At 42.7% G+C, this 13,134-nt stretch carries 11 protein-coding genes; 1 reads left to right on the forward strand and 10 read right to left on the reverse strand.

Annotation, left to right across the window (positions count from 1 at the left end):
• Positions 1–47: 47 nt before the first annotated feature.
• Positions 48–1,691 carry a M1 family metallopeptidase gene (locus M3234_RS11340; RefSeq protein ID WP_262304834.1) on the reverse strand — a complete coding sequence of 548 codons (1,644 nt, stop codon included), beginning with the start codon at positions 1,689–1,691 and terminating at the stop codon, positions 48–50.
• 249 nt (positions 1,692–1,940) lie between these two features.
• Here M3234_RS11340 and M3234_RS11345 point away from each other — a divergent pair, with 249 nt between their 5' ends.
• Entirely contained in the window at positions 1,941–2,954 is a 1,014-nt protein-coding gene (locus M3234_RS11345) for a DUF3231 family protein (RefSeq protein ID WP_262304835.1), read from the forward strand.
• Positions 2,955–3,057: 103 nt separating this feature from the next.
• Here M3234_RS11345 and M3234_RS11350 read toward each other — a convergent pair whose 3' ends face one another.
• The 9 genes from M3234_RS11350 to M3234_RS29670 all read right to left on the reverse strand — a co-directional run bounded on the left by M3234_RS11350 (position 3,058) and on the right by M3234_RS29670 (position 13,006).
• Positions 3,058–3,972: a VOC family protein gene (locus M3234_RS11350; RefSeq protein WP_262304836.1), complete on the reverse strand. Its 915-nt coding sequence runs from the start codon at positions 3,970–3,972 to the stop codon at positions 3,058–3,060.
• Between the two features lie 19 nt (positions 3,973–3,991).
• Complete coding sequence (locus tag M3234_RS11355; protein WP_262304837.1) at positions 3,992–4,369, reverse strand: RidA family protein; 378 nt, start codon at positions 4,367–4,369, stop codon at positions 3,992–3,994.
• A 95-nt stretch (positions 4,370–4,464) separates the two neighbouring features.
• Positions 4,465–5,562: an AI-2E family transporter gene (locus M3234_RS11360; RefSeq protein WP_262304838.1), complete on the reverse strand. Its 1,098-nt coding sequence runs from the start codon at positions 5,560–5,562 to the stop codon at positions 4,465–4,467.
• Between the two features lie 149 nt (positions 5,563–5,711).
• A complete protein-coding gene (locus M3234_RS11365; protein ID WP_262304839.1) occupies positions 5,712–6,479 on the reverse strand; it encodes a L,D-transpeptidase family protein in 768 nt (255 codons plus the stop codon).
• Positions 6,480–6,667: 188 nt separating this feature from the next.
• Entirely contained in the window at positions 6,668–8,248 is a 1,581-nt protein-coding gene (locus M3234_RS11370) for a SagB family peptide dehydrogenase (protein ID WP_262304840.1), read from the reverse strand.
• 22 nt (positions 8,249–8,270) lie between these two features.
• A complete protein-coding gene (locus M3234_RS11375) occupies positions 8,271–10,211 on the reverse strand; it encodes a TOMM precursor leader peptide-binding protein (protein WP_262304841.1) in 1,941 nt (646 codons plus the stop codon).
• Positions 10,208–12,166, reverse strand: a complete 1,959-nt coding sequence (locus M3234_RS11380; RefSeq protein WP_262304842.1) for a putative thiazole-containing bacteriocin maturation protein — start codon at positions 12,164–12,166, stop codon at positions 10,208–10,210. The genes M3234_RS11375 and M3234_RS11380 overlap by 4 nt, the downstream gene beginning before the upstream one ends.
• A gap of 165 nt (positions 12,167–12,331) precedes the next feature.
• Positions 12,332–12,637 (reverse strand): heterocycloanthracin/sonorensin family bacteriocin, encoded by a 306-nt coding sequence (locus M3234_RS11385; RefSeq protein ID WP_262304843.1) that lies wholly within the window; start codon positions 12,635–12,637, stop codon positions 12,332–12,334.
• Between the two features lie 108 nt (positions 12,638–12,745).
• A complete protein-coding gene (locus M3234_RS29670) occupies positions 12,746–13,006 on the reverse strand; it encodes a heterocycloanthracin/sonorensin family bacteriocin (protein ID WP_396953948.1) in 261 nt (86 codons plus the stop codon).
• Between the last annotated feature and the right edge of the window lie 128 nt (positions 13,007–13,134).

Genomic DNA, 13,134 nt, shown 5'->3' on the forward strand with positions numbered 1-13,134 from the left:
AAAAACTGCCGATTGGCGCAAAAATCGGCAGTTTTCCTTTATCACGCTTACTGTTGATCTGACACAAACACCTTATGGTCTTCAAAGAATTTATCCAAATCGCGTTTGCTGGTTTCTTCCATAATTCGAATAAAATCAGCCGTAGACGAAACGCCAAATTTCATTTCGTTGAAATAGGCATGCATGGAAGCGTAAAACTGTTCATCCCCCAACTCTTTGCGAAGATCATCCACGGTTTTTGCCCCGTATCTGTATGCCATATTATAGTAGGAAATGGTGCCTTCCTTTCCCTTCTCCTTAAATTTTTCAATCGAATGAGAAAGGTGCCAATCCCCTAATCTTGAATTGTCAATCCTAAACGGCGTCTGTTCCAATCCATCGTGTAACATGGCTGCAAAGCTAGCAAAGGACTCATCCAGCCATGGTTCATCATATTCATTATTGCCGATAATGCCGTAGAACCATTGGTGACCAATTTCGTGCGCAGTTGTGGAGGCCACTCCTTCTACTTGAATTTCAGGTGCAATCGTAATCATTACCAACTGAGGATATTCCATTCCCCCAAACCAGCCTTCCATTGCAGTAATATCGAGCTCCGGCCATGGATATTGACCAAACTTCTCACTGAATAACGCAATGCTTTTCGTGCCGGCATTTAGCATTGTATCGACAAACTTGGCATGCTCCTCTTTGTAGTAAACATTAATATTGACTTTCCCTGCCTTCGCCTGTTTAATTTTATAATTTGGATCCAGTTCCATGGCAAAGTCGCGGACGTTTTCCGCCTTATAATGATGGGTAGCCAAAGCACCGTTGATTTTAGGTTCCCCGACCTCGGTACCAGTAGTGGCAATGACCTGCTCTTTTTCAGTCGTAAAAGTAACTTCAAAATTTCCTGTTAAGGAATAAAAGGATTCACCGGAAGGGAAATAAGGGTCCACGTTCCAGCCTTCATCATCATAAACAGCTAAAATTGGAAACCAGTTTCCTAATGATGTCGTCGTTTTACTCCAGCCAAAACGGTCTTGACCTTCCGGGAGCGCTACGGAAAAATTCATTTCAACCTTCGCTTTCTCACCCTTCTTTATCGGCACATCAGGTATATGTAATGCCGTTCCGTCAAGTGTATGGCTGACAGGCTGGCCATTTACCTGTACTTGGTCTATTTCCACATTGGCATCCTTTTTCGCTGCCGCTAAAAAAACCTTAGCATTCCCCCACACATTGAAATACAGGTTATTTAAATCGACATCCAAATTATTGATAAATTCGACACTCATGGTGCCTGACACTAGATGACTAAAGGAATCATAGCTTACATCCATGAAATAGTTCAGATTTGCTGGCCCTTTTGTCTTGCTTCCCGGGCCGTTAACAATCTGTACACGATGCTCTTCCAGGTCATCTGCTTTTTCCGGCGTTGTGCTCTTTTCTTCCTCTTTAGGCTGATTTTCCGGCGGCTTGTTTTCTTCTGTTTGAGGCTGTGCCATGGCCTTTTCCTTTTTTAAAGCGGTTACATTCTTATCAGCGCCTTCTAGCAAAATCAGCGAACCCAGAAACAGAATCAGAAAGAACCCCAAGCCAATCTTGGGTGCCCTAGTGGTCACGCTATTTTTCTTGGAGGTAAGCAGGGTCCATCCAAGAAAAAACAACGCACCTGCTAATGAAAAAATCACAAGATATAAAAACATTAAAATCCCCCTTTTAATCTGACAATCTTCATTATACTAAATTTGAATTATTTTACAAAATAGCACATTTTTACTATATTACTATAATATTAAGTTACAGAGATTAGGCTCCTTGAGCGGATCTCCCGGATATATCTATATGAAAACACAGGTCAATTGTATATAAATGTCCTTTCATATTTTTCCAAACAGAGGAGAAAATAAAGGAACCAAATTAAATAAGCCATTTTTTCGAAGGGAATGACAGCAGTGGAACGCGAAACATCCCATTATGTAAGGCTTACAGCCCCAGAAATCGCAAATATCTGGACACAATATCAAAATGACACGATGGCCATTTGCGTGTATACCTATATGCTTGAAATTGTTCAAGACGATTCGATTCGCCCCATTTTAGAATACGCTTTATCCTTGGCAAATGGACATATTCCGGTGATTAAGGAATATTTTACAGCAGAAAAGTTTCCGATTCCTCATGGATTTACCGAGGATGATGTGAATTCACAGGCACCTCGTTTATTTTCTGACGAGTTCTGCTTAAGCTATACCTACATCATGAGTGTTCACGGTTTAGCTGGGTATGCAGCTGCACTGACCACGAATATGCGTCGTGATATACGGGATTATTATGTACAATGTCAAAATGAAACGATGGAACTGTTTAATCGTTCCCTGGATTTACTTTTGGAAAAAGGAATTGTATCTAGAGCACCAATCATTAATCCTCCTAATGATTATGAGTTTGTGGCGACAAATAGTTTCATGCATGGACTTTTCGGGGGACAAAGGACACTGAATTGCATTGAGATTAGCAATATTTTTTGGGATTTGAAAAAAGCACAGTTGGACAAATCATTGTGTATCGCGTTTGCCCAGGTTGCCCAATTACAAGAGTTGAAGGATTTTATCTGGCGTGGAGTTAAAATAGCCGGCAAGCATGTGGAGATTCTTGAAACATTATTGTCTCAGGACCATCTTCCATCCCCAAAATCTGAAGACGCCGAAATTACAAATTCCACTATATCGCCGTTTTCTGACCGCCTCCTGATGTACCATATCGTGATTATCGGTTCTACTCAAGCAGGACTTTATGGCACAGCGATTGCAACTTGTCAACGTTATGATTTAGGTGCACATTTTATCAGACTAATGATGGAGCTTGCAGAGTTTTTGAAAGATGGGTTTAAGCTGATGATTAAACATAAATGGGCTGAACAAATGCCTCTCGCAGATGATAGGGAGAAACTTTCAGGCCAGAGATAGAGATTCTCAGTATTGTCTTAAAAAATTTGTTCGCTTCTAGGTTAATCTACAAAGGAGCCACTGTCTTTGACTCAGGCTCCTTCCCAGGGTTGGGCTGTATACTTTATCCCTTATATGCTTTTCGTAATTCAGCAAGATCAAATTTCTTCATTTTAAGAAATGCTTTTGTTACACGGTCCATTTGCTCAGGTGTACCTTTTCTCATCATCTCATCCATTTCACGGGGCACAATCTGCCAGGACACACCAAACTGATCTTTCAGCCAACCACACTGCTCTGCTTCTGGAACTGCAGAGAGCTTGCCCCAGTAGTCATCAATCTCCTCTTGGTTATTGCAGTAAACCATGAAAGAGATAGCCTCGTTAAAACCGAAATTATGCTTATGGGCGCTGTCCATGGCCGTAAACCAATGATTTTCTAAGCTAAAATCAGCGAACATAATTGTTCCTTCTTTGTCAGGTTCCATTCCTTTAGGGTAGCGAAACAGAAGTCCCTGCTTTGCGTTCTTAAATACCGACAAGTAAAAATCAATCGCCTCTTCCGCTTTACCGCATTGATCACCGACAAACAAAAGAGATGGAATGATTGCCGGGCGCTCTTCCCCTTCAGGATTGGTTAGGATTAGCTGCCAGGACAAACCAAACTTGTCCTGAATCCAGCCATACCTTTCACTGAACGGATACTTATCAAGCGGCATTAACACTGTTCCGCCTTCGGACAATTTGTTCCAAACCTCATCTATCATTTCGCTTGCGGCTTTTTCTCGTGACGGGTCAAAATTAACCATGAACGAGATTGACGGATTGATCTTGAAAAAAGGTCCTCCGCTGATTGCCGTGAACTTCTGCCCCCAAAGCTCAAAAGAGACGATATCAGAGTCACCCGAGGGTGTGTCGTGAATGGTTGTTACATTTGTAATTTTCGAATCTGGGAATATGGCAGTGTAAAACTCGGCGGCTTCGTTTGCCTCTTTGTCATACCATAAATGCGGAACGATTATTTGATTTGTATCGAACATCGTTATTCCTCCTTGAATTTTATCTTCTAGCTATCATCTCGATTTCGACCTGTGCACCAAGAGGCAGGGATGACACACCTATCGTTGTACGAGCGGGATATGGCTCAGAAAATTGTTTAGCATAAACTTCGTTCATTGCTGTAAAATTATTCATATCAGTTAAGAATACATTTACTTTTTCAACATGATCAGGAGTTAAACCTGCTGCTTCCAATACATTGAAAAGATTCTTAAAACATTGATTTGTCTGTTCTACAATATCACCATCTACAAGCTTTCCAGTCTGTGAGTCTACTGGGGTTTGCCCAGATAAAAATATTAAATCTCCTGCTTCAATTGCATGTGAGTAAGGACCAACAGCAACAGCTCCAGATGCACTAAAAGCTTTTCTAGACATATAAAACTCCTCCTTTAGTATAAAAATAGGTATTTGTTTTTATACTTGCTATTTCCAATGCTGGTACTCCACAAGAGAACGGCTTGGTCTTAGGCTTAGGCCCCTTCGGTATTCGCCGCTTTTCTTGCTCTTAAGAATCGGACTGTATTTAAAACGATTACTTTAGAAACAGCATAGGTCGGAACGGCCAAGACCATTCCAAGTACGCCTGCTAGATTGCCTGCCGCCAACAGGATCATAATGATGGTTGCCGCATGTATATCCAATGACTTCCCTAAAATCATAGGTGACAGCAGGTTCCCTTCAATTTGTTGAGCGACCAGGATGACAACGATAACTAACAAAGCTTTCGTCGGTGAGTCAAATAGACCGACAATCACAGCCGGTGCACCGCCAATGATTGGCCCTACATACGGGATAATATTGGTGAAGGCGACAATGAGCGCCAAGATTAATGCATAAGGTAAATCAATAATTAAATAGCCAATAAAGGACAAGGTTCCGACTGCCAGGGCAACCATCACCTGGCCCTGGATGTAAGACGATAATGTCTCTCCTGTTTCCTTCAAAATTTTCATGCCCTCATCTCTGTAACTTGCAGGAAAAAACTTTGAAACGGCCTGCGGAAATTTATGCCCATCCTTGAACATATAGAACAATAAGAATGGCACGGTGACAAGAATGATCGCTAGATTGGTGACCACACCAAAAATCCCCATAATCCCGTTTGTCAAAGTGGTTGGAAGTGTGTTGGCATACTCCATTAATCGTTGTTGCACATTGTCGAAAATCTCAGCTTGTTCGTCCCTAAAGTTTTTAAACTCCGATGACTTAACCGTTTCATTAAAGAATTCAATCGTCTTATGAGCAAACACTGGTAGATTTTCTGCCAAATCAGCTGCCTGTTTTGAAACAGTCGGAACGAGACTGCTGATTGCTAGGACAAGAAGGCCAGCAAAGCCAATATAAATGACTAGTATTGCCGCAATCCTTGGAAGTTTTTTGCGTTCAAGAAATTTGACCAACGGGTTTAACAGGAAAAAGAGGAATCCGGTTATCAGGATTGGAAAGAAGATCGTTGAGAAAAAGATTCCGATTGGCTTGAACAAAAATGTAATTTTTGATGAGACGAAAATAATCGTTAAAATAAGTAAAATTTGAATCAACCAAAATTGTGTTTTCGATTTTAACACGGTATGTACCTCTTTGCTTAGCATATTTTGCTAAAAGTATATCAAAGTCATTGGATAATATACAGTATTTTCTGTTAGGGGATTGGACCTCAAATATAAAAAGCTGTTCAATGTGAATGAACAGCTGAAGGTCGACATAAACAACTTTTCTAAATTCCTAATGCTTTTTTCGTTGCTGGTCCGTAAACCCCGTCTACGGCCAGTTTACGATCCTTTTGAAATTTCCGTAGTGCATTTTCTGTATTTACGCCAAAAATCCCATCCGTCCCCCGGGTATCATAACCAAGAGATGTCAGCTTACTTTGCAGTTCCTTAACCGCAGGACCGCGGCTTCCTCGCTTTAGGATTTCCCCTTTGGTATTACCGGAAACTGGGACACTATCATCCCCTGTTACTCTAAAACCATTGGCTGCAGCGATGGCATTAAATGATTTCGACGAGGACGTAATAATAACAGGGGTATTAATTGGTACCTGGTCAAACAGCCACTCTACCTCCTCATCATACATCCGAACACAGCCGCTGCTTACATACCCGCCAATTGAACTTGGGTTGTTGTTTCCATGAATCCCATAAGTGGTCCCCCATGTTCCACGGGCGTTGAGGCCCAGCCACCTATTTCCAAGCGGATTTCGTGGGTCTCCTCCAGGTATTTTCCCTTTGTAATAGGGTCGATTGACAATTTTGTTAACAATTTTAAACTTACCTTCAGGAGTCAACGATTTGCTCCTTCCGGTACCTACTTTAAATTTTTTTATCAACTGACCATTGTCATAGTAGGCAAGCAAGTTGTTGGCCTTATTAATAATAATTAATTTGCCGCCGGTAGCCGCAGCAGACCCAGCCGGCACATTGACTATAAAACTAGCCACTAACAGAAAAGCTAACACGAAAAAAGTTAACCATCTTCTTGGCATGTATATATCCCCCCTTACGACTTTTCAATAACAATCTATACATCTTATGTCGCAGGAGAATGTTCGCACTACCTTTTTCCTAAAAAGTTTACAAGAAAAATGGCTCAGTTCACATACTGAGCCATTCCTTGGTCATAAAATAGCCAATTCCATTATTACTTCCAGTTATGAATAAAGTTTTCATCATCCTAGCTATTCAAACTTCCTTTTAACCAGGCACGAGGACGATATGGACCCATAGGGATTTGGATGAGGCTCGTTAAATTTTTCGAATCAAATCTGTAAAGTTCATCACATTGCTTCACATCAAAACCTAATAGCGGGTGTCCCCCCATTCCCAAGGCACACGATATCAAAAGCAGCCGTTGCACCAGGATACCCGCTTCCATCTGTTGAATTCGGTATCCTCGATATCCCAGTTCCTCTTTAAGGTGATCCTTGCTTCCAACAACATGCAGGCAGATCGGCACTTGAAATAAATTTACATTAGGCATAGTTAGTCCGTTTTGCAAATTCTGTCGGAAATCCCCATTAGTTATTCTTCGGAGTCCATGGGTGTTTTTGTCATAGGCGTAAGCGCCATTCGGAACAGCCTCCACGTTATAAAAAAATCCGTTCAATGATAAACTCGTCTCAGGATCCTCCTGTGTATCGTTAAGGTCATTATGATACGAAAAAGATAATGTCTCCTTTAACAAAGTGGAAATGGTTTCTTGACTGACTTTCCCCATTATAAAATCAATATCAGGAGAATGTCTCTCTCTGCAAACAGATGGAAGATCGTACGAAAAGGATTCCGTATAGGGCAACATAATGAACTCCGTACCAAAGGGCTTTTCAGCACGATCGTCTTTTTTTAGCTTCACAAATGACTGTGTAGAATCAAGCATGGATGCTTCATTCATCTCTTTAAGCAGCGGGTAATCAAGGATTCTCTTTGAGCGGCTATAGGTTTCCGTTTTTAGCAATGGCACTTCCTGAGTCAATTCAGCAGCAGAAACAGGTTCTTCACTCTTAAAATTGTCATCTGTTTGGATAGATGGGTAAATGGATAATGGCATTACCGCATAAACACTTTCGTCATGTTCTGATAGTCCTAACAAATGATTAATAGAACGATCAAGAAATTGGTAACATACCCGGGAGGAAAAACCCATAACATCGGCCACTTCCAATGCTTGCCCAATGACTACACCGGCATCCAAGCCTTGAAGCCTGTAAGAAAAGTTATTATATTTGTAGAAATTTTTCCAAAAAACCGTAGAGACAAAGATCGTGCAGAAACAATCAGAGACGTCGCAATTTCCGAGACTTCGAGACAAGTAGGAATCGTAATTTCCTTCTCGCAGCAAGCTGAGGCGGTGATGGGCCACATCGTAATGGTAGATTCCAGTTGGTACGTCCTCCAGTTTTATATATACATATAATTCATTTGGATACAATGCCCCTCCAGAGGGAACAAATCTTCGAAATAACTGGGCGTAGCTTACTGCCGTTTTTTCCTCCATGTCCATGATGAAAGGGGATTGTGCATATTGAGTTTGGCCATATACATACCATAAAAAATGACCAAGCTCCTCTAGTCTGGGGTCAGCCTGAGCTTCTCGCCTGCCGAGAGTCAATGGAACATCGCCGGTCAGTGCAATCGCCGGTAAACCACGGTACAGTTTGTAGGGAAGCGGCGCATCCTCCCAATCCACTTCCCAATCTGGCGGACTAAGTTTTTCCGTGTCAAAGTGAAGGTGGTGCAGAAATGTTTCCAGTTTCAAAAATAAACCTCCTACTTTTCATTTATGGGAACGGATGGGGATGTGGATTCAGCTGTTCATACGTTAACGGCTGTTTGGCAAATCCAAGCTTCACTGGTACTTGGAGGACCCTTTCCAGCCCTTTGACTCGGGTAAGATGATGTCCGAATGTCATCGGCAGCATCCCAGGAATCAATACCTTTACACAATATAATCCGTTCCGCTTGGTTATTGGCGTCGTTTGATCCACGACAATGACCTCAAGGTCCAACTGGCGGAACCTCAGAAGAATTTCCTCAAGATCATCTTTCAAATCGGCATTTGCCGGAGGCTGTTTAAATTCCTCAGCAAACTTTCGCAATGGACGAGGATCATCCAATATAAAGTTCAGACGTTCCTCTGCTTCCCGCAAGCCATAGAGCAGTCCGTGGTCCTCCATATTACGGACCGCATAAGGGTTCGTTAGCATCTCTTCATATTTTTGCCGGTTTTCCTCCAGGATTTGGTCATGCCTAACCATCATTCCCGCCAGTTCGTATAGCGAGCTTTTTACAGCTCTAATAGGATCGGGACTAGCACCTCCCGCACAAATAAGATTTACCCCCTCTAATCTTCGGTTTTTTGCCACTGCAAAAATGCTGGGTATCTCATGTTCCATCGTCGAATTGTACAAATAAACGTCATACCCAGACACCTCACGCAAGCGTTCGACCATCATATCTAGTTCTTTATCGTCAGCAGAACGAGGATCCAGGCGTGGAAGCGGCAGCCGGGCATACCAGGTTAACAAGAAGGAATCCCGCTCGACGACCTCCATAATGCCATGAAAAATGGCTTCCTCCATGCTGCCTCCCAATGCACACCCGTTGGAGGTTTCATAGACAAAGCCCTCCCCATGGCCCAAACTGTAATAGGCAAGCAACTCCGGAACCAGGATCGGACGTTCTTGTAAAAACGAATAGCCCCACACCCAATTCATTGGGGTATCAGGATGAAACGGTTTAAACGGAAAATGAGGCAATGCATAATGTTCTTGGTCATGTAAGCCTACCCTAGTGGGATTTAAGGCGATATGCTTTATATTTTTATAACTCTCACGAATCTTCTTCTTTTTGCCTTGTGGCTCGATGCCGCAATGTCGCTCTAACCCCTCCAAAATGGCCGTTAGCTCACTCATCTCATAGGAATTCGTACGCCCTGCTACTCCCTCATCAGCTCCAAACAACGGCATGTTAACCAAAACATCCGCAAATGGGAGTCTGAAATCCGCCATTTTTCCATTCATGATACCCGTACGCTCATCGAGATAGTCCGAAGTTAGCACTGTTTTCAATTCTTCCATAGAACGACAGCGATATTCGGCACCAGTTAATTTAGGACTGGAGCCCAAGCTAATGTGTGCTGACTCTGGAGAATCTTCTGGTATTGGACTGCAAATTGGGCACAATGGATCAGGCAGGAAAAAGTGACTCGAGGTGGTTAACATTTTCAGATTGGTAATGAATATCCTTTCTTCCAAAAAGGAAGATTCCCCCTGAAGAACTTTCTGCACTTCGGTACTGATCAATACTGCCATTTGAGAGAGCCCCGTTCGGGAAGCCCATGCATCACGCATCACATTGGCTTCAGTCCCCATTTTCGTTTGAAGGTTCCACATTTCATGACGATCGAGCCCTGCAAACAAGCGTCGTTTATCAGCACAAGCAGAACATCCCGATGTGCCATGCCAAACAAATGGACCAATGATTCCCTCGCCAAATGAAACGAAACCTCGGAGCCAAGGAATACCGGCATTCCTGAATCGCTCTTCCGCCTTATGATGTGTGGATGGATTCCAGGCATCGTCAAGAACAAGCGCTAATCTTGTATCTTTTGGTATTTCGTCCAGCATGCTTTGGCGTCTTACTAGATAGCTGGTAGACAATTGTTCGCAGACATAATCCGCTAATAAACCGTTTCCGTCAATCAGAATACATGCAGTCATTGAGGGGCCCCCTCTCGAATCTGCACACCATATACCCCTGCCAGCCCTTGTTTTAAAAACGGCTCAATCGACAGATCATAGACGAATAATTGTTTGTTGTTTTTTTTCAAAACCTGAATGGAAGATTGTAATAGTTCCAAATGTGACATTTCCTCACAAGAAGGGATTTCGAGTTTAGATTCGATTTTTTCCAGATAAAGTATAGGCTGAGTCTCTTGCCTCTTTACGGAATGGATCTTGTTTTGGGCATCCAAAATGGCTTGCTCCAAAGCATTTCGCAATGCCAATGTGGTATTTAGACCTGCGCCTGTGTACCAGCGGCCAGTTGACCTTACCCATACCACAGGGAAGCCTAACACATCCTCTTTTAGTCCAATGGCTGGTGAACCGTTCAAGGTAGTCAGGGCATTTAAATAAAAGCGGCAGCTTTTGTCCTCTATTGCTCCCATCGGCAAACGAAAAACAGCTTGATCGCCCTTTCTATGTTTTAATTCTTCATTAAGGTAGTCTTGCATCCCCCGACAAACAGCCTCTGCGACTGATTCCCCTGAACCGATGCCAAGAAATCCCTCTGGCAAGTTCCCACCTACCCGATCGATCAGATGTTTGAAGCCATATTCACGTGAATCTATCATTCTAGAAACATACATTTCAATACCCTTCAGGCCGGCATTTCTTCTTGCTTCTTCATGTGTCATGCCCGAACAGACAACTTCCGGCAACAGTTCCGCCGGTCCCGCTGAGACTGGGTCAACAACCTGAACAAAACACTGGGAAAGAGGAAGCTGTGGCAAATTTCGTTCCTCCCAGTTATGGAAAATACCAATTTCTTTTGAAGTTATCGAACCGAAATATTCCATAAGCAAACCCTCTTGTTCATCCCTGTCCGGTTCCTGTTGGAGTCTTGGTTCGAGATCTTCTATCAATTCAGGCTTAACACTTTTCAATGTAACAGATGGATGTGGAATAAATGAAAGCCAATCTCCTTCCATCGTATCAAGATCAAGCAGGTATATTTGATTACTTTGATCGGAACCTGCGATTCCTGTGGCCTTCTTGAACAATTCGAATACAGAAATATTTGCCAAAAGCGCTCCCGAAGCGGAAGAGAAGACCTGAGGTTTCTTATCGGCTTTCAGTAAAGATTGATGGATTCTGCGCCATGCTGACTCAAAGCACCCCTCTGATTCCGGATGAGTTAACGGACCGGACAACCCAACTTGATCTAAAAGGATGGCCGGGAGAAATGCCTTTTTTTCTTCTTTACAAACTTGGTTAATATTCCTTAATTCATTTACATTACCATCCTGAGAAACATACAGGATCCAATCATAATCCTGAACAACTTCTTTCCAAAAATTTCTCCCCGCCCCTTTATGATAGGGTACCTCCACCATTTCCACATCTGGGTCTATTTTCCTCGCATTTTGCACCAGCTCACCTAGCCGTAGTCTATTGGTTGGTATCGTATCTGGGATCATGACATTTATTCTGGGCAGTCCGGATTCGATTAAAGCAGCAACCAGTGATACCATGAAGGGGCCAGAGCCAACCGTCAGAACATTTGTATGACGGTATTCTTGAAATCGATATGCAGCTGATTCTACAAAATTCTCGATGAATTCTATTTGTGAAGCATATTTTTCAAGAACCTGAGGCTGCAACTGATGGGGAATATCTTTACTGACATCTCGAACAAACCCATTTTTGAATAACGTTTCGCCGATTTCGTATACCCTGTCTCGGTAGGGTGGCGTTAGCCCATGAGTCAAAGCGCCCAAGGTTTGTTTCCCATTGAACATCGGCACCAATTTTTCAATCCACTGATAGATGGTTTTCCCTTCCATTCGGAATGAACTCGTGTTATTTCTAAAATAGACACCACCCTTTGGGTCCGGGATAAAAAAGGTATCCCTTTTGACCTTTAGACACGAGGACGAGTTAAGCTCTGCCATTTTAGCCCTCCTTATTCTTATTAATAACTACTTGTGCACTATCAGTTTATGTAGGATTTTTTGTCCAATATGATTAACATGGTAAAGAAGTGCCCCTGAGGCACATGTCCAAGCAGGGGCATTTTGATTCAAGTATTTTTCGGTAATGACCAAAAGCCATACCAATTAGATAAAACCAAAACCGATGCCAACACAGCTAAAACCATAGCCACCGTAACCATAACCGCCGCAACCAAAGCCGCCACAACCAAAGCCGCCACAACCAAAACCGCCACAACCAAAACCGCAACGACCGAAGCCACCGCAACGACCGAAGCCACCGCAACGACCGAAGCCACCGCAACGACCGAAGCCGCCACAGCGCATACCAAACATGCGCGGGTCTTGGTTCTGTATATCCATTGATACTAACTGACCCGTTTGATATGGGTCAAAAGCCAACCCTTGAAGCTCATATTGAAAATTCTGCATTTCTTCCTCCCCTTTGTATTTATTCGGAATTTATCCTGAGTTGAGAGTTGAAAAATATTTATTAGATTCGTGTAATTAAACATTAGAAATGATGAAAAGCCAAACCAATTAAATAAAACCAAAACCGATGCCAAAGCAGCTAAAGCCAAAGCCAAAGCAACCGAAACAGCCGCCGCAGCCAAAGCACCCACCGCAGCCGAAACAGCCGCCACAACGAAAGCCAAAGCAGCCACCGCAACGAAAACCAAAGCCACCGCATCGGAAGCCAAACAAGCGCGAATCCTGGTTTTGAATGTCCATTGAAACTAACGGACCAGCTCGATAAGGATCGATCGCCAACCCTTGAAGTTCATGTTGAAAACTCTGCATTTCTTCCTCCCCTTTGTATTTATTCTAAATTAATCCATAGTAGAGAGTTGAATAGTAAATTATCAGATTGGTGTAAAACAACATTAGATTTACTGTGTACTCTCATCAACAAATTATGATTTCCTATA

The sequence above is a fragment of the Neobacillus niacini genome (assembly GCF_023715785.1).
GTDB classification, from domain to species: Bacteria; Bacillota; Bacilli; order Bacillales; family Cytobacillaceae; genus Neobacillus; species Neobacillus niacini_E.